Origin of the sequence: Rhodococcus sp. 05-2254-2 (assembly GCF_002259095.1) — a bacterium.
Classification (GTDB): domain Bacteria; phylum Actinomycetota; class Actinomycetes; order Mycobacteriales; family Mycobacteriaceae; genus Rhodococcoides.
In genome coordinates this window covers 850,432-867,659 of the sequence record NZ_NOZJ01000008.1, presented here as the reverse complement: position 1 = coordinate 867,659, position 17,228 = coordinate 850,432, and the positions used below count along the sequence as shown (strand labels likewise).

The 17,228-nt window shown below is 66.6% G+C and carries 14 protein-coding genes; 9 read left to right on the top strand and 5 right to left on the bottom strand.

Annotation, left to right across the window (positions count from 1 at the left end; translation table 11 throughout):
- The first annotated feature begins 203 nt into the window (after positions 1-203).
- Positions 204-1,091, top strand: coding sequence for a pirin family protein (locus CH283_RS14315; RefSeq protein WP_068048654.1), 888 nt, complete (start codon positions 204-206; stop codon positions 1,089-1,091).
- Here the strand turns inward: CH283_RS14315 and CH283_RS14310 are convergent.
- The 4 genes from CH283_RS14310 to CH283_RS14295 all read right to left on the bottom strand — a co-directional run bounded on the left by CH283_RS14310 (position 1,059) and on the right by CH283_RS14295 (position 5,590).
- Positions 1,059-2,114, bottom strand: coding sequence for a CNNM domain-containing protein (locus tag CH283_RS14310; RefSeq protein ID WP_094640552.1), 1,056 nt, complete (start codon positions 2,112-2,114; stop codon positions 1,059-1,061). The two genes, CH283_RS14315 and CH283_RS14310, sit on opposite strands and share 33 nt — an antisense overlap.
- The gene (locus CH283_RS14305) at positions 2,111-3,514 is read right to left on the bottom strand and encodes a hemolysin family protein (protein WP_176460352.1); all 1,404 of its coding nucleotides are present in this window, start codon (positions 3,512-3,514) and stop codon (positions 2,111-2,113) included. Before CH283_RS14305 ends, CH283_RS14310 begins: the two co-directional genes overlap by 4 nt.
- Positions 3,515-3,712: 198 nt before the next feature.
- Positions 3,713-4,276 carry a ribonuclease H family protein gene (locus tag CH283_RS14300; protein WP_094640550.1) on the bottom strand — a complete coding sequence of 188 codons (564 nt, stop codon included), beginning with the start codon at positions 4,274-4,276 and terminating at the stop codon, positions 3,713-3,715.
- 120 nt (positions 4,277-4,396) lie between these two features.
- Positions 4,397-5,590 carry an MFS transporter gene (locus tag CH283_RS14295; protein WP_255183211.1) on the bottom strand — a complete coding sequence of 398 codons (1,194 nt, stop codon included), beginning with the start codon at positions 5,588-5,590 and terminating at the stop codon, positions 4,397-4,399.
- Positions 5,591-5,766: 176 nt separating this feature from the next.
- Here CH283_RS14295 and CH283_RS14290 point away from each other — a divergent pair, with 176 nt between their 5' ends.
- The 5 genes from CH283_RS14290 (at position 5,767) to CH283_RS14270 (ending at position 10,339) form a co-directional block, all read left to right on the top strand.
- Positions 5,767-6,699 carry a DNA-3-methyladenine glycosylase family protein gene (locus CH283_RS14290; protein ID WP_094640548.1) on the top strand — a complete coding sequence of 311 codons (933 nt, stop codon included), beginning with the start codon at positions 5,767-5,769 and terminating at the stop codon, positions 6,697-6,699.
- A 50-nt stretch (positions 6,700-6,749) separates the two neighbouring features.
- Positions 6,750-7,694 (top strand): aldo/keto reductase, encoded by a 945-nt coding sequence (locus tag CH283_RS14285; RefSeq protein ID WP_094640547.1) that lies wholly within the window; start codon positions 6,750-6,752, stop codon positions 7,692-7,694.
- Positions 7,695-7,754: 60 nt separating this feature from the next.
- Positions 7,755-9,020, top strand: a complete 1,266-nt coding sequence (locus CH283_RS14280) for a multidrug effflux MFS transporter (RefSeq protein ID WP_373557650.1) — start codon at positions 7,755-7,757, stop codon at positions 9,018-9,020.
- A gap of 39 nt (positions 9,021-9,059) precedes the next feature.
- Positions 9,060-9,536 (top strand): DUF309 domain-containing protein, encoded by a 477-nt coding sequence (locus tag CH283_RS14275; RefSeq protein WP_094640546.1) that lies wholly within the window; start codon positions 9,060-9,062, stop codon positions 9,534-9,536.
- A gap of 107 nt (positions 9,537-9,643) precedes the next feature.
- Complete coding sequence (locus tag CH283_RS14270; protein WP_141215274.1) at positions 9,644-10,339, top strand: hypothetical protein; 696 nt, start codon at positions 9,644-9,646, stop codon at positions 10,337-10,339.
- Here the strand turns inward: CH283_RS14270 and CH283_RS14265 are convergent.
- Positions 10,317-11,081 carry a deoxyribonuclease IV gene (locus CH283_RS14265; protein WP_068048648.1) on the bottom strand — a complete coding sequence of 255 codons (765 nt, stop codon included), beginning with the start codon at positions 11,079-11,081 and terminating at the stop codon, positions 10,317-10,319. The genes CH283_RS14270 and CH283_RS14265 overlap by 23 nt on opposite strands.
- A 75-nt stretch (positions 11,082-11,156) precedes the next feature.
- On the opposite strand from CH283_RS14265, the gene CH283_RS14260 reads away from it, so the two are divergent.
- From CH283_RS14260 to CH283_RS14250, 3 genes are all read left to right on the top strand, one after another.
- Positions 11,157-11,891 (top strand): ABC transporter ATP-binding protein, encoded by a 735-nt coding sequence (locus CH283_RS14260; protein ID WP_068048639.1) that lies wholly within the window; start codon positions 11,157-11,159, stop codon positions 11,889-11,891.
- A 68-nt stretch (positions 11,892-11,959) separates the two neighbouring features.
- Positions 11,960-14,482, top strand: a complete 2,523-nt coding sequence (locus CH283_RS14255; protein WP_094640593.1) for an ABC transporter permease — start codon at positions 11,960-11,962, stop codon at positions 14,480-14,482.
- Positions 14,483-14,665: 183 nt separating this feature from the next.
- Positions 14,666-17,221 (top strand): alpha/beta fold hydrolase, encoded by a 2,556-nt coding sequence (locus CH283_RS14250; RefSeq protein ID WP_094640544.1) that lies wholly within the window; start codon positions 14,666-14,668, stop codon positions 17,219-17,221.
- Positions 17,222-17,228 lie beyond the last annotated feature (7 nt).

Sequence of the window (17,228 nt, the reverse complement as noted above, 5' to 3'; positions counted from 1 at the left end):
AGCGAAGCACTACGATTTCAACGGCGACGACATCACCGGGACCCTCGATGCCCATCGATCCGACCTGGGTTCCGAGGTTCGCACCGTCGTCGAAAATCGCGTGTAGCGACGGATCGAGCATGTCCGGAACAGCCCGTGTCCACATCCGGTTGTACGAGTGAACGCGTGAAGCAGCGAGCTCCGAGAACACAGGCAGGCATCGAATGACCATCGAGATTCTCACCCCACGCGAGGTTCCCCTCGGCGGTCCTCGCGCACTGAAGGTCCGGCGCACGCTCCCCCAGCGACAGCGTTCACTGATCGGCGCGTGGTGCTTCGCCGACCACTACGGCCCCGACACGTCGTCGATGGACGTACCGCCGCATCCGCACACCGGACTCCAGACCGTCAGCTGGCTGTTCTCCGGGGAGATCGAGCATCGCGACAGCGTCGGATCGCATGCCATGGTGCGTCCCGGAGAGCTCAATCTGATGACGGCCGGCTACGGCATCAGTCACTCCGAGACATCCACCCCGGAGACCGAAATTCTGCACGGCATGCAACTGTGGGTGGCACTTCCGGCTCGCTCCCGCTTCACCGCACCGACTTTCGAGCACTACGTGCCGCGGACTCACACGAGCCAGGGGCTGACCGCGCGAGTATTTCTCGGCTCACTGCTCGGAGAGACCTCGCCGGTGGCCACGTTCACGCCACTCCTCGGAGTCGAGATCGTGCTCGACGCCGGGGCCCGCGTCACCCTCGACGTCGACCCGACGTTCGAGCACGGCGTCATCGTCGATCAGGGCACCGTGACGATGGACGAGACCGTCCTCGCCGCAGCCGAACTCGGCTATCGCGAACCGGGCGATTCGACGCTCGATCTGCACAATCCGAACCGAGAGCCGGTGCGGATGCTGCTGCTCGGTGGACCGCCGTTCGGGGAGCAGATCGTCATGTGGTGGAACTTCGTCGGTCGCAGCCACGAGGACGTCGTCGAGTATCGAGCCGCCTACGAGCGGGGCAGCGAGCAGTTCGGCACCGTCGAGGGGTATCCGGGATCTCGACTGCACGCACCTGCGCTACCCAACAGTCGGATGCAACCGCGCGGCTGAATTGTCCTGCTGTGCAGCACGAGCCGTGGGCAGTACCCGTTTGATGACGTCGGTGAGCGTGACGATACCGAGGAACTGTCCCTCGGTCTCGACAACCGCGAGCTGAACGCTGCGGTTGCGCATCTGCCGTAACAACTCGTACACCGGTGTCGCTCCGTCGACCGAGTAGGCCTCCCGTGCGTAGTCGGCGGCGGGTTCTTCGGCGGCTGCCAGCAGCGTGTCACGCACGTGCACGACACCGGGCGTCGCGCCTGCGCTGTCGGTGAGCAGTACCCGCAGGTGACCGGACCGCAGCGCCGCGGCCTGCACGTCGGACACCGTGGCACCGTGCGGAACCGACGTCGCCTTGGAGTCGGGCACCGTGATCTTCTCGACGGTCAGCGTCTCGAGTTCGATCACCCGGGTGATCTGGGTTTGCAGTTCCGGTTCCAATACGCCGACCTGCGACGAGTACTCGACGAGGTTGCGGATGGTCTCGGCGTCGCGGCCGCCGACCGCAGCATTCTCGACCGGCTCCACTCCCGACCGTTGGACGAGCGTGTTGGCGATCTTGTTGACCCACACCAGGAACAGCCGAAAGGGTCGGATGAACGCCCGAGACGGCAACCCGATGATGGTGGCAGCGAGTTCGGGGTGCGCGATGGCCCAGGATTTCGGGGCCATCTCGCCGATCACCAGATGCAGGAACGTCACGAGCAACAGCGACAGTGCGAACGCGGCGGTTCCGGCCAACCATCCCGGAACCCCCCACGAGGTGAACACCGGGCCCAGCCAGGAATCGACGGCAGGCTTGGTGACGGCACCGAGGGCGAAGGTGCAGGCAGTGATGCCGAGCTGCGCGCCTGCCAGCATGATCGTCAACTCGTTCATTCCGCGCAGCGCGGCCCGCACCGATCGGCTCGTGCCTGCCTTCTCCTCCAGTCGATGCCTACGGGCACCGAGCAGCGCGAACTCGATGACGACGAAGAACGCACTCAGCGCGATGAGCACTACCGTGACCGCGACGACGACCCATGCGTTCATCGGTCCGTCTCCTCGTCCGACTCCGACGACGGCTCGCTGCCGTCCGGCGAGTTCTCGTGCAGTCTGATTCTCAGCTCACTCGGCACGTGCCGGTCCACCTCGAGCACCTCGACTTCCAGGGACGGACGCGGCGGTTCGTCTTCCATCAGATCGGCTCCGAACACCGCGAGATCGATACGAACGGTGTCTCCGACCTCGGGCAGATTCCCGCCCTCCGCGATGAGCAGGCCTGCGAGCGTCTCGTAGTCCCCTCGCGGCAACAGCATGTCGCGACCGATGGTGCGTTCGACCTCGTCGACGTGGACGTCGCCGTCCATGAGCCAGACTCCGTCTTCCTGATCCTCCACGCCTGCGATGTCCTCGTCGTGCTCGTCGGTGATCTCGCCGACCAGTTCCTCGGCGAGATCCTCGATGGTCAGCACACCGGCGAATCCGCCGTATTCATCGATCACGCATGCCAATTCGTTCTTGGTGCTCGACAACAACTCCAGGGCATCCTCGAGCGGCATCAGCTCCGGCACGATCAGCGGCTCTCGCATGATCTCGGTGACCGAACGGCTGTCGTCGGGGGCAGCGGCCAGCACCTCGGCCAGCTGCACCACACCGATCGGCTCCTCACGGTCGCCGATCACCGGGTAGCGAGTGTGCGCACGCACCATCCGCGCCCGCATCTCGCCGATGGCAGTGGCGGGGGTGACCGCGTCCACCCGACTGCGCGGGATCATGGCGTGCTCGACGTCGCGTTCCGGAAAGTCCAGGATGCGGTCGAGCAGCAACGACAGATCCTCGGTGAGATCCCCGCTGGCCCGGGAATCGTCGATGATGCTCTCGAGATCCTTGGCGGTGGCACTGCTGTCCACGTCGTGCACCGGTTCGACGCGCAGCAGACGCAGCATCGCGTTGGAGGACTTGTCGAAGAAGGTGATCAGCCAACCGAACGCGGCCAGGTAGATCAGCGTCGACCGGGCAAGGCGTCGGGACAGCGGATCGGGGTTCGCAATCGCGAGATTCTTCGGATAGAGCTCGCCGAAGATCATCTGCACGACGGTCGCGAGCACGAGAGCGCCCACCGTGCCGATCGAAATACCCACCGCGATGGGAACTCCGGCACTGCTCAGCAGCTCACCCAGCGATTCACCGATGAACGGCTCGGCCACGTAGCCGACCATCAGACCGGTGACCGTGATGCCCAGCTGCGCGCCCGACAGCATGAACGAGGTGCGCTTGGTGACCTTCAGTGCCCGCTCGGCCGACGCATCGCCCTTCTCGGCCCCGGTGCGGAGCGTCGCCCGGTCGACGGACATGTAGGCGAACTCCTGGGCCACGAAGTATCCGTTGGCCGCGATGATCGCGGCGGTGAGTACGAAGCCGAGGAGCAAGGACAGCAGCGCGGTGATCACCATGCGATCACTCGAAAACGGACGCCCTCGAATGAAGCAGTGCCTACGGATGAAGCAGCGGCCATGGGCGGCCGAGGGGGATCTATGGAGTGCACAGTGCGCTCGACGCCTCCGGTATCAAAGAATCCGAATTGAGTGGAATGTCGTGATTCTATCGACTGCCGGTGCGCGATTCTGACGTCGAGGCGGGATGAGCGATCAGAACAGCGTCGGAACCGCGTCGTCGGACGTCGACGCCTCGCGCGCAGCCGGGGCCGGAGACGAAGGAACTGCATCCGCCTCGGCCGGTGTCGACCTCTCGGGTGCGGTCTTGGCCGGAGCTGTCGGACCGCCTGCGGCCACGGCGCGTGCCGCCTCCCCTGCCAAGGCGTCGGCCGCTTCGTTGAAGTGATTGCCGACGTGTCCGCGGACCCACCGGAACCGGACCGGACCCTCACGTTCGGTGATGGCTCGCTCGATGCTCTGCACGAGCTCGAGGTTGCGTACCGGGGAACCGCCCGCAGTTTTCCAGCCCTTGCGCTTCCAGCCCGCGAGCCATTCCGACGCGCACTTGATGGCGTACTGCGAATCGGATTCGATCAACAGCGGCTCGGGGCCCGGGTGCGCCAGAACCGCCTCCAGCAGGGCCCTGAGCTCGGCGACCTGGTTGGTGCCCGAGGGCTCACCGCCGGAGTTGCTCGGCCCCGTGTGGTTGACCCACGCCCACCCGATTGCTCCGCCGGGGTTACGCAGACACGAGCCGTCCGTACTCACGATGATCACGGTCTCAGACCCTACTTCGGGGCACCGACAAACTCCGGGTGACTCGCGCACGAACACCGAGGTACTTGGCACTCGACTGCGCGGCAGTGCGAATTCGATTCCGGCGCACTGCCAACCGGGTCAGGCGTAGTGGGACTCCCTGGCCTTCCTGCCGTCGAGGGTGAGCAGCACGAACGCCACCGCCGCGAGCGCTGCGACGAGCGCGGAGAACACCAGTCCCGCAGTCACCAATCCCCATTCGTTCGCCGCAGCCCCGGCCCCGATGACCGGCAACGAGATGGCGACGTACAGCACCACGAAGAACGTCGAGGTCACTTCTGCTCGACGTTCCGGCGGAAGCCCAGCGGCGATGGCCGCCATACCGTTGCTGAACGTCACACCCTGCCCGACGCCGCACAGCAGCGCCGCGATCACCAGGACCGGCAGCGACGTCAGGAGCAGCGACAGCGCCAGGACCACCAGCCCGACCGTCAGAACGAAGCAACCCCAGCGCTGCGCCGACGTCGGATCGGCCCGGCCCAGCAGGATCTGCGCGGAAGCGGATGCCGCGAAGACCGCGAACACCACGACCCCGGTGACGGCATGGTTGTCGATCTGCAGCACCCCCGCGATGAATCCCGGTGATACCGCGGTGAACAGGCCGAGCACCGCGAAGCCGGCGAAACCACCGATCGACGCGCGCAGAAAAGTGCCACGAACGTCCGCCGGAACCGACAGTCGTTGCATCTGCGGGCGCGCACCCGCTGCGACCCGAACGGTTTCGGGAGCGAGAAACACCGCCAGAGCGGCCACCGCGAGCAGGCCGATGTCGACGAAGAAGGTCAGGCGTAGCGGTTGCGGAAGGTATTCGGCCAGCAACCCGGCCACCAGCGGGCCCAGGCCGAGGCCGCCGATATTGGCCGCCGTGGCGATGGCCGGGGCACGATCCCGCCACTTGTCCGGCACCAGTTCCATCAGGATCACCGTCGCTGTTCCGACGAAGATTCCCGCCGACAGTCCGGACAGCACCCGCCCGATCACCAGCGCCGTGAGCGAACCCGCAGTCACGAACACCACGGCACTGATCAGGCCGAAACCGATGGCCGCCAACAGCATCGGACGACGACCGAGCGAATCCGACCACCGCCCGAAGGCCAGCAGGGCGGCGAGTACACCGACCGCGTACGCCGCGAACACCAGCGTGACGACGAATACGGAGAACCCGAACTCGACCTCGTACAACGCGTAGAGCGGCGTCGGCATGGTCGTACCCATCATCGCCACGACGAACGCGTAGGCGACTCCGACGAACGATGCGGCACTCGATCGAGCCACGAGAATCCTCCTGACGCTGTAGACCTGGCCAGAGGCGGCGAGAGAGTCCGTGCGGTACTCCTGCGCTCCGAGAGGCACTATGTATCTTGCCGTCGGTGTTGCAACAGTGCCGACCGACGCCCTGAAGGGGACCTTCTCGGTCCGCATGGCCACGACCGTTCGGAGGTGACGAACCGATGCCCGACGACGCCGGTACCGACGGGCTGGCCCGCGTGGTCGCGTCCGAGCAACGCATCGACGTCCGGATGTCGGTGTCGCCGCTGCGCCGTGGCCGCGGCGACCCCACCTACGAGTCGACGCCGGACGGCGGCATCTGGCGCACGTCGCGAATGAGCTCGGGCCCGGTGACCTACCGCCTGACGCAGGTGTCGCCGACGAGCGCGCAGGTTCGAGCCTGGGGCCCCGGCGCACCCGAGCTGTTGGACGCGGCGCCCGCTCTGCTGGGGTTGGACGACGACACCGGCACTTTCGCACCGGAGCACCCGATTCTCCGGGAAGCCCATCGGCAGCTACCGCACCTGCGTCTGGGCCGTACCGGACTGGTACTCGAGGCCCTGATTCCGGCGATCATCGAACAACGCGTACACGGAATTTCGGCATTCGGATCGTGGCGGTACCTGGTGAGCAAATTCGGCGAGAAAGCACCGGGTCCGACGCCGAAGCCGATGTTCGTCTTCCCGACACCCGACGTGTGGCGCCGCATTCCGTCGTGGGACTACCACCGAGCCAACGTCGATCCGGCCCGGTCCAAGACCATCGTCCGCGCTGCCTGCGCGGCCGGACGCCTGGAGGAGGCGTCGGGAATGACGCCCGAGGACGCTGCGCGCAGGCTGCGGGCAATCCCGGGCGTCGGTGTCTGGACGGCGGCCGAGACCGCGCAACGCGCCCTCGGGGATCCCGACGCATTGTCGGTGGGCGATTACCACCTGGCGTCGGTGGTGGGCTGGTCTCTGCTGGGTAGATCGATCGACGACGCGGAGATGGTCGAGTATCTGCAGCCTCTGGCCCCGCATCGGCATCGCGCGATTCGGCTGCTGTACTTGAGCGGCAAGGCCACCAAGCCCAAGTTCGGTCCGCGAACCGCTCTGGTGGACCACACCTGGCATTGAGCCCCGGACTGCTCGTACAGTCGAGTTGTACGCCAACGTAAGGGGTTTTCGTGGTTGCCATCGGCCGTTCCGATCTCGACATCTTTCCGCTCGCCCTCGGCGGGAACACCTTCGGCTGGACCAGCGACGAGGCTGCGTCCTTCGAGATTCTCGATACGTTCACCGCGGGCGGAGGCAACTTCGTCGACACCGCAGACTCGTACTCGGCATTCGCCGACGGCAACTCCGGCGGCGAATCCGAAACCATCATCGGCAACTGGACCAGAGCCCGCGGAAACCGGGACGACGTCGTCATCGCCACCAAGGTCAGCCAGCATCCCGAGTTCCGCGGACTGGCCCCGGACAACATCCGGGCCGCCGCCGACGCGTCGCTGAGCCGGCTGCAGACCGACCACATCGACGTCTACTACGCGCACTACGACGACGAGAAGACCCCGCTCGTGGAGTCCCTCGCCGCGTTCGACGGGTTGGTCGAAGCGGGCAAGGTCCGGCACGTCGCCATCTCGAACTACTCGCCTGCACGCGTTCGCGAGTGGCTGGAACTGACGAACGAGAACGGTTTCGCGCCACCGATCGCACTGCAGCCGCACTACAACCTGGTGGCCCGCCGCGATTACGAGGGTGAACTGCAGCATCTGGCCGTCGAGAACGACCTCGGTGTGTTCCCGTACTTCTCCCTCGCCGCCGGGTTCCTGACGGGCAAGTACCGCACCCGCGAGGACCTGGCCGGGAAGCAGCGCGAACGTCTGACCAGGGGGTACTTCTCCGATGCCGGTCTGGATGTGGTGCAGGGCCTGCGCGAGATCGCCGAATCCCGTTCGGCAGAGATCTCGAGCGTCGCGCTGGCCTGGCTGCTGGCCCGGCCGGGAGTCACCGCGCCGATCGCGAGTGCAAGCAAGGTATCTCAGCTACCGGCCCTGCTCGACGCGCCGGCGTTGGCTCTGACCAGCCAGGAAGTCGAGAAGCTGACCGTACTGTCCGAGGCCGTGGCCTAGAACACGAAAGCTGTAGTCAGCAACGGGAACAGAACGAGTACCCCGGTTGCTGAACCTCGGGTGGCCCAAGCACCGAACACGTCAGCAACCGAGACAGCCGTAGCCGAAGCATCGGCAACGAAGACGTCCCCCGAGCCGACCTCCAAGGAACGCCTGCGGGTGATCCTGGTGCTCGGCGCGCTCATCGCGCTCGGCCCCTTGACCATCGACATGTATCTGCCGGCTCTTCCGGCGATCGCCGACGACCTGAACACGTCCTCGTCCGCCGTGCAGCTCACCCTCGCAGGCACCCTGGTCGGTCTTGCCCTCGGTCAGCTGATCATCGGCCCGCTGTCGGATATCGTCGGTCGACGGCTGCCCCTCATCGTCGGCACCGGAGTGCACATCCTGGCCTCCGTGGCGTGCATCGTGGCTCCCAACATCGCTGTTCTCGGCGGCCTTCGCGTCGTACAGGGTCTGGGTGCTGCGGCCGCAGCCGTGGTCGCGATGGCCATCGTGCGCGACCTGTTCAGTGGCCGTGCCGCCGCGACCGTCCTGTCCCGCCTGATGCTGGTCATGGGCGTCGCTCCCGTGCTGGCTCCGTCGCTGGGCGGTGCCGTGCTGCTGGTCGGATCATGGCGTCTCGTGTTCGCGGCGCTGGCGATCATGGGTGTTGCTCTGATGACTCTTGCCATCGTCTCGCTCCACGAGACGCTGCCACCCGAGCGTCGCCGCGCCAGCGGCGTCATGCCGGTACTGCGCACCTACCGTTCACTGCTGCGGGACGCCCAGTTCGTCGTTCTCGTCCTCGTCGCCGCACTGGCGATGGCCTCGCTGTTCGCCTACATCGCCGGGTCGTCGTTCGTCCTGCAGGAGGAGTTCGGCCTCGACGAGCAGCAGTTCGCCATCGTCTTCGCCGCCGGTGCCATCTCCCTCATCGGCGCTTCCCAGCTCAACGTCCTTCTGCTCGGACGCTTCGCACCGGTGCAGATCGTGCTGACAGCGCTGTCCTTCGCCGTGTTCGCGGGTGCCGTCATGACGGTCCTCGCGATCACCGGGGTCGGCGGCATGGCCGGCTTCGTCGTCCCACTGTGGTTCGTGCTCGGGGCCGTCGGATTCGTGATGCCCAACGCGCCCGCGCTCGCTCTGTCCAGGCACGGTGAGGCCGCAGGCGGTGCCGCTGCCCTCCTCGGAGCAGCTCAGTTCGGACTCGGTGCCATCGTCGCGCCGATCGTCGGCGTGCTCGGAAACGACGCGATCGCCGTGGCCACCACGATGGTCGTGACCTCTGCTGCAGCGCTGATCGCGCTGGGCGTCATCACCGCGCGCTCGTCTTCCCACCGATGAGCACGGTGGTGCGGGCCGCCACACACTAGGGTTTCCGCCATGGCCGAACGCGAACGTGATGCGCACGGTAAACCCCTCAATGCCAGGCCTCGTGACGGTCTTGGGCGTCCCATGGCCCGCGGTGGAAACGGAACCCCACGGGTGCCGGACGACCTTCGGCTTCCGCCCACCGCCGCTCTCGTCGAAGCGCAGAAATTCCTGGACGCGAACATGCCGTTCCATGCGCACGAGGTACTGGAAGGCACCTGGAAGAGCTGCCCGTCCGACGAGCGTCCGCTGTGGCAGGGCCTCGCCCAACTCGCCGTCGGGTTGACCCATCTGATGCGCGGGAACCGCGTCGGTGCCGCCTCGCTGCTTCGGCAGGGACACGACCGGCTCGTCGGCTTCGAGTCCAACCCACCGCATCACCTCGACGTCACCGGGCTGCTGACCTGGTCGGAGGGTCTGCTCAGCGAGCTCGAGACCGGAAGATTGCCGGTCGTTCCCGGCATTCCAGCGCTGCGCGCCACCGACTGAACCGATCCCGACAGGGGGCGTCCTGGACGTCCGATCACGGCTCGAGCTAGCCTGGCGAGGGTTAGGTAAGGCTAGGACAATCTGCACCGAAAGTGGGGTTCGTCGCCGTGACCGTGTTCGCACCGCTCAGACTCGTGCACCGCGAGACGATCAGTCCGGCTCAGCTCGGACGCACTCTCTGCACCGAGGTGGCCGAACAGGTTCCGTACTGGGTGGCCGTCCTGACTCCGGCGGAGCGTCCGTTGCTCACCGAACACACCGCAGTCCTCGAGCAGACGTCGATGACGTTCACTCTGCCCGACGGCCGACACCGCCGCAGCATTCTGCTGCTCGCCGCTCTGGGCTCGGCCGTGTCCACGTGGCAGAGAAACAACCGTCGCGGCTCCTCGGCCGGCGTGCTGGTGGACCTCGACCTCGAGAGCACCGGCGCAGTTCACCCGGTCCGGCTGCCCACGCTTCCCGTCGACGCTCTCGTCGTCCCTTCGCACCGCGAGCACCTCGTCGAGGAGGTCTCGAGGCGACTGGGCTCGGTGCCGAACGGCGGCTGCGACTACGCGCTGGCTCGCAACTATCCCGCGCTGGCCTCACGCGCGGGAGCACAGATCATCGTGCACGAGGATGCACTGGCAGAGCCCAGCCGAGAGCACGCCATCGACATCGGGATCACCGTGACGAGTGCGGGTACCGCACTCGTGCGCATCACCTGGGCTGCGAATCTGCCGGGCATCGACGAACTGATCCGGCTGTGGGCGTCGGCCGTGAACGACCTCGCCCTCGGCACTACAGGCTCTTCAGCAGCCTGACGTCGTCTTCGATACCTTCGGGCGGGGTCTCCAGGATCACCGGCGCGTCGGCCGCCAGGGCGACGGCGGTCAGGATCTCCGCGTCGATCGTTCCGGTGCCGAGGTTCGCGTGCCGGTCCCTGGCCGAGTCGAACTCGTCGCGTGAGTTGTTCAGGTGCACCAGATCGATGCGTCCGGTGATGGCCTTGATTCGGTCGACGACGTCGACGAGATCCTCTCCGCCGGCCCAGGCATGGCAGGTGTCCAGGCAGAAGCCGGCACCGAACTCGCCGATGGCATCCCACAGGCGGGCGATGTCGTCGAAGTGGCGTGCCATCGCGGAGTCTCCGCCCGCGGTGTTCTCGACGAAGATCGGTACCCCGAAGCCGCCCTGCTCCGCTTGGCGCTCGAACAGCTTGCGCCAGTTGTCGATTCCCTTGGCGGTGTCCTCACCCTCACGGACGTGGCCGCCGTGGACGACCAGCCCGATGGCCCCGATCTCGGCCGCAGCAGCAGCCTGCTCGACGACGGCCTTGCGCGACGGAATGCGGATCCGATTGTTCAAGCTCGCCACATTGAGGACGTAGGACGAGTGCACCACCACGTCGACCGAGCCGTTCAGCAACGCCTCGCCCTGCGGGTGTGGTTCGAGCTTGTTCCACTTCTGCGGATCGGTGAGGAACATCTGGACGAGGTCGACGCCGAGAGCCTCGGCCGTTCCGAGAGGGTCGCTGCTGTCGCGGACGTGGGCTCCGATGCGCATGACGCCCATCATAGAGGTGGTGTTCAGGGTCTCCCCTGATAGCGACGGGCGCAGAACGCTGGAACACTGGCACCCATGAGCGACATTGCCGCACGTGCGGTCGACGTATCGAAGGTCTACGGATCAGGGGACACCCAGGTCCACGCACTGTCCGGGGTGAGCGTCGAATTCGCTCGCGGAGAATTCACCGCCATCATGGGCCCCTCGGGTTCGGGCAAGTCCACGCTCATGCACTGCCTGGCCGGCTTGGACAACGCATCCTCGGGAACGGTGACCATCGGCGACACCGAGCTGACGGCACTCTCCGACAAGGAGATGACCGGATTGCGAAGGGACCGAATCGGATTCGTGTTCCAGGCCTTCAATCTGGTGCCGACGCTCACCGCACTGGAGAACATCACCCTGCCCCTCGACATCGCCGGTCGCACGCCGGACAAAGAATGGCTCGACACCGTGGTCGACCGACTCGGCCTGCGCGACCGCCTCGATCACCGCCCCAGCGAACTCTCGGGCGGACAGCAGCAGCGAGTGGCGTGCGCCCGCGCTCTGGCAGGCCGACCCGACATCGTGTTCGGCGACGAGCCCACCGGTAACCTGGACTCCCGCTCGTCCGGCGAGGTGCTGTCGATTCTGCGCACTGCCGCAGACGAATTCGATCAGACCGTCGTCATCGTCACGCACGATCCACGCGCGGCCAGTTACGCCGACCGCGTCGTGTTCCTCGCCGACGGCGCAGTCATCGATCAGCTGAACTCGCCCACCGCCGACGCCGTACTCGAGCGGATGAAGAAGCTCGAGACGGTCCGATAATGGCGCACTCCATCTCCAAGAAATCCGTCTCCGACAAACCTCCTCGACAAAAGCCGTCGGGCAATCCCATGCGCAAGGTGTCACTGAGAAACCTTGCCGCACACAAAGTCCGACTGGCCCTGACGGTACTGTCGGTCGTGCTCGGCACGGCGTTCGTCGCGGGTTCGTTCGTCTTCACCGACACCCTCCAGCGCACCTTCTCCTCGCTGTTCGCCGACACCGCACAGGGCGCGGACGTTCGAGTGAGCCCCGAGGACGCGCGCTCTTCCGGCGTGCCGAACGAGGACATCGCGGCGATCTCGGCGTTGCCGAACGTGCGCGCCGTGTCCCCGTACGTCGGCGGACAGTTGGTACTGCTGGGCTCGGACGGTGCCGCCGTACAGTCCGGTGGCGCACCGACCATCGGCGAGTCGTATCTCCCCGACGACCAACGACTCGGTGATCCGACCACCTTCGTCGACGGTTCGGCTCCCACCGCCCCCGGCCAGGTCGCGATCAACGCCGGTGGTGCCGAGCGCGCCGGACTCGAGGTGGGCGACGCCACCCGGGTACTCGTGCCGTCCAAGGGCATCACCGACATCACGATCACCGGAATCTATTCGACAGCAACAGAATCCGGTGGCTACATCGGAATCCAGTTCGTGCAGAGCCAGGCGAACGAGCTGTTCACCGACGGTGCCCACGTGCAGTACATCGACGTCGCAGGCACCGATCTCGCCGCGCAAGGGCTGACTCAGAGCGATCTCCGCGACGAGATCGCCGCGGCGTTCCCCGACCTGAAGGTCCAGACCGCCGCGGACGTACAGGCCGAGACTCAGGCCGAGGTCGAGTCGGCACTGTCGTTCATCAACTACTTCCTGCTGGCCTTCGGTGGGATCGCCCTGCTGGTCGGCACCTTCATCATCTACAACACGTTCTCGATGATCGTCGCTCAGCGCGTCCGCGAATTGGCACTGCTGCGCGCCGTCGGAGCCAGCCGCGGGCAGGTCAGCCGCTCGGTCGTTCTCGAAGCTCTCGTTGTCGGCATCATCGGCAGCATCCTCGGCTTCGTCGGCGGGGTAGGGCTGGCCTACGGGCTACGGGCACTGCTCAACGCCTTCGATCTGGGTCTGCCGTCGGGACCGTTGGCACTCGAGCCGCGCACCGTTGTCGTCGCGTTCGCCGTCGGCATCGTCGTCACCGTGCTGAGCGCGTACGCGCCGGCCCGGCGGGCAGCCAAGATTCCACCGGTCGCCGCGATGCGCGAGGAATTCGCCTCTGCGGGTGACACCCTGCGTACCCGAACGTTCGTGGGCGTCGGCCTCGGAATCGCGGGCGCGGCCGCGTTGATCATCGGCGCGCAGTCGACCGGCGGGGCGGCCGCTGCCACGGTCGGCGCGGGAGCCGTCGCGCTGATCGTCGCCACCGCACTGGCCGCGCCGTCGCTGTCACGGCCGGTCGTCGGCGCACTCGGGGCCGTCATCACCCGTCCGTTCGGAGCGATCGGACGCCTGGCCAGGACCAATTCGGTTCGCAACCCCAGACGCACCGCGGCCACCGCCTTCGCCCTCATGCTCGGACTCATGCTCGTCACCGTCATCGGCGTGCTCGGATCCACCGCCAAGGCCAGCGTCGACTCACTCGTCGACACCGGGGTCGAGGCGGACTACATCCTCTCCGGCCCGCAGTCGATCGGCGTTCCGACCGGTGCCACCACGGCCGCACAGCAGGTGACCGGCGTGGACCGTACTGCGGTGCTGCACCCGGTGTTCGTGACGATCGCAGGCCAGGAGGAGTTCGGCGCCGCGATCGACGGCTCCCCCGAGGGACTGCTCGAGCTGTCGATGGTCCAGGGCACGGCAGATCTGAACAGCAACGGGTTCTCGGTGTCGGAAACCGAAGCGGCGAGCCGCGGCTGGACCGTCGGAACCGAGGTCACCTTCGACACCGTCGACGGTGCGTCCGTCCCGGTGACGGTCACCGGGGTCTTCACCGACAATCCTCTGATCGGGAACTGGATCGTCTCGGGCGACATCTACCAGGAGGTGACGCCGTCGATCACCCGCTCGGACCTTCTGGTTCTCGTCAAGGCCGCACCCGGCACCGACCTCGACACACTGCGCACCGACCTCGAAGCCGCGATCAAACCGTTCGTCGTCGTCCAGGTTCAAGACGTGGAGGAGTTCAAGGGCAGCCAGGGACAGCAGATCGACACGCTGCTCGCGGTGTTGTACGGCTTGCTGGCATTGGCCGTCGTCATCGCTGTGCTCGGCATCGTCAACACGCTGGCCTTGTCGGTGGTGGAGCGGCGTCGGGAGATCGGCATGCTGCGCGCGATAGGCATGCAGCGGCCGCAGGTCCGTCGCATCATCTATCTCGAGTCGCTGCTCATCGCGCTGTTCGGCGCGATCGTGGGCGTGGTCCTCGGAATCGCGTTCGGGTGGGGATTCGTGCAGACCCTGCGCGACGAGGGCCTGGGCACCATGACCGTGCCGTGGGGCCAGGTGGTGGCCATGCTGCTCGGATCGGCCGTTGTCGGTGTGTTGGCGGCACTGTGGCCTGCTGTGCGAGCCGCGCGTACGAAGCCGTTGGAGGCCATCGCGGACCTGTAGGGCCGAGCCCGAAACAGACCGGGCATTCCGCAACGTCACCCGATTGTTGTGGAATGTCCGGTTTTCCGCTTGCGCGAAAAGGTTCTGCACGTCTACCTTTGAGTCGGTAAAAAAGTCTTCGAGCCGGTTTGTAGGTTTCAAACCGACTCCGACATCACGGGTCGGGCTCGTGCAAGGAGAATCATGTCGATTCAGGACATCGATGCGCCGACCCGTCTTTCACTGGCCCCACTGTGCCGGCCGGAACGCCGCGACACCCTGATGGCCCGCTACCGCGAGGTGGCTCACGCGCTGCCCGACGCCGTCGCACTCGACGTCGACGGCTCGTCCCTGACCTTCGACGAGCTCCTCCATCGCGCCTACTCTCTGGCTCGTAAGATCGCCACGCTCTTTCCTGCCGATTCTCGGCCGCTCGCCGTGGACACCGACGCGACGACGGACTCGATCGTGCTGATGCTGGCCGTCGTCGCTGCAGGCCATCCCCTGGTGCCGCTCGACCCCATGCTTCCCGCCGAGCGCCGCGCCACGATCATCGACCAAGCAGGTGCGACGGCGATCGACTCCACCACCGTCGCCGCCGCCATGGACTCGTGTGTGCCGCTGCCGACGCTGTCGGGCGACCACACCGCGGTGATCAACTACACCTCGGGATCCACCGGCACCGCCAAGGGCGTGATCCTCAGCCACCGCATGTGTCTGACCAAGGCATACGAAGTCGCCAACGCGTTGGCGCTGGGCCCACACGACCGCGTCGGAAACTCGCTTCCGGTCAGCTTCGGGGCCGGCTTGAACACGTTGTTCGCGGGGTTGCTCAGCGGTGCCGCCGTGCACTGCCGCGACCCGAGGGCAGGTGTCCCCAGCAGCACCGTCGAGTGGACAGCCGCGCATTCCCTGACCACGCTGCACTGCTCGTCGTCGCTGCTGCGCGCAGTCTCCGCCGCCGATCACGGACCCACCGGTCGGGCCGTACCCACGCTGCGGGTGGTCATCACATACGGGGAATCCCTGCACGCCGACGATGCCGACGGTTTTCGGCGGCGATTCGACAGCCGCGCCACGGTGGTCAACTGGTACGCGACCACCGAGGCCGGGGCCGTCGCCTACAGCGAATACCCGCTCGAACGTGCGCTGCCGTCGGGCTTTCTCCCTGCGGGCAGACCCATCGCAGGCAAGCTGGTCGAAGTCGTCACCTCCGACGGTTCGTCGTGTGCACCGGACGTGATCGGCGAGATACGGGTGACGTCGAACTGTTTGGCCGACGGCTACCTCGGCGGTGCCGGTCAGGATTCCCAGCGATTCGCCGCGCTCGGCGACGGTCTGTTCCGGTACCGCACCGGCGATCTGGGACGACTCGACGAACACGGGACGCTGCACCTGGCCGGCCGCATCGACGACGCCGTCAAGGTGCGCGGATACCTGGTGGAGCCGGCCGAGGTCGAGGCAGCACTGCGCGCCATGCCGGAGATCGGCGACGCAGCGGTGATCGGCAGGACTTCCGGCACCGATACCGACCTGGTCGCCTACGTGTGCTCGGCGCGTTCCGGTCGTCGACCCTCCGTGGGCGAGATCAGAGCGTCGCTGCGCCGGACGCTGCCGGAGTGGATGGTGCCCACCCACATCGTCGCGCTCGACGCGATGCCGCGCAACGAACGCGGCAAGCTCGACCGCGGCGCACTGCCCGAGCCGGCCGATCGACGCGTCGAGCGCACCGCGGTCGGCCCGACCGAGTACATCGTGGCCGAGGCTGCGCGCACCGCGATCGGGCTGGACACCATCGGACGGGACGAGGATTTCCTGGCTCTGGGCGGAAACTCGCTGACCACCACGGCCATGCTGGCCCAACTCCGCGAGAACCTGAAGATCGATCTGACACCGGAGGACGTGTTCGCGGCGACCACTGTTCGAGAGTTGGCCGTGACAGTCGACGCCCGCCTCGAAGACGCGGCAACTGCGCGTCGACGCACGGCAGGCGAACACGACGTGCTCGTGCCGCTGCGCACAGAGGGAAGCAAGGCACCGATCTTCCTGATCGGCGGTGCAGGCGTCGGCGCGATGGCATTTCTGAATCTCGTCAAGCACATCGACGCCGACCGGCCGGTGTATGCCCTGCAGGCGCACGGCCGCGGCAAGCGAGGACGGCCGGACCGGACGATTCGGCGAACCGCGAAACGCTACGTCGACGCTGTTCGCACAGTCCAGCCCGAGGGCCCGTTCCATCTGGTCGGCCACTCGCTCGGCGGCTGGATTGCCATCGCGATGGCAGAGGAGATCCGAGACTCCGGCCTCGGGTCTCCCCACCTGTTGCTCCTCGACACACGGCTGTTTCGGCATCTGCTGGACAGGTTGCCCGGCGGTACCGAGGTTCCGGCTGCGCCGCCGGCGCAGACGCGTGAAGAGGCGGGCTTCCACCTAGGCCGCGTCGGCACCGCTGCCCTCTGGTTACGGATGCAATTCGCCGGGCTGCTGCGGTACCCGACGACGATGGAATGGTTGGTTTTCGCAAGCATCGGGTACGTGGCGTTGAACAAGCACGTGCCGACACCGTGGTCGGGTTCGATGACCGTGGTTCGCACAGCGGAGAACGTGAAAGATCTCAGGTCGTGGCAGACGGTCGGCCGTGGTGAGCTGACCTTCGTCGACATCTCCGGAGATCACGTCGACATGCTGCGTGAACCGATGGCCGAGCACTTGGCCGAGACGATCGCGAACACCTTCGACGATGCGGGCCTCGCACACTGATCGACGG

What these genes read in the sequence shown, in the direction of transcription:
- CH283_RS14255 (WP_094640593.1), top strand. Translation starts at nt 11,960, where the DNA reads ATGCGCAAGGTGTCACTGAGAAACCTTGCCGCACACAAAGTCCGACTG.
- CH283_RS14265 (WP_068048648.1), bottom strand. Translation starts at nt 11,081, where the DNA reads ATGCGCATCGGAGCCCACGTCCGCGACAGCAGCGACCCTCTCGGAACG.
- CH283_RS14310 (WP_094640552.1), bottom strand. Translation starts at nt 2,114, where the DNA reads ATGAACGCATGGGTCGTCGTCGCGGTCACGGTAGTGCTCATCGCGCTG.
- CH283_RS14290 (WP_094640548.1), top strand. Translation starts at nt 5,767, where the DNA reads ATGCCCGACGACGCCGGTACCGACGGGCTGGCCCGCGTGGTCGCGTCC.
- CH283_RS14250 (WP_094640544.1), top strand. Translation starts at nt 14,666, where the DNA reads ATGTCGATTCAGGACATCGATGCGCCGACCCGTCTTTCACTGGCCCCA.
- CH283_RS14315 (WP_068048654.1), top strand. Translation starts at nt 204, where the DNA reads ATGACCATCGAGATTCTCACCCCACGCGAGGTTCCCCTCGGCGGTCCT.
- CH283_RS14260 (WP_068048639.1), top strand. Translation starts at nt 11,157, where the DNA reads ATGAGCGACATTGCCGCACGTGCGGTCGACGTATCGAAGGTCTACGGA.
- CH283_RS14275 (WP_094640546.1), top strand. Translation starts at nt 9,060, where the DNA reads ATGGCCGAACGCGAACGTGATGCGCACGGTAAACCCCTCAATGCCAGG.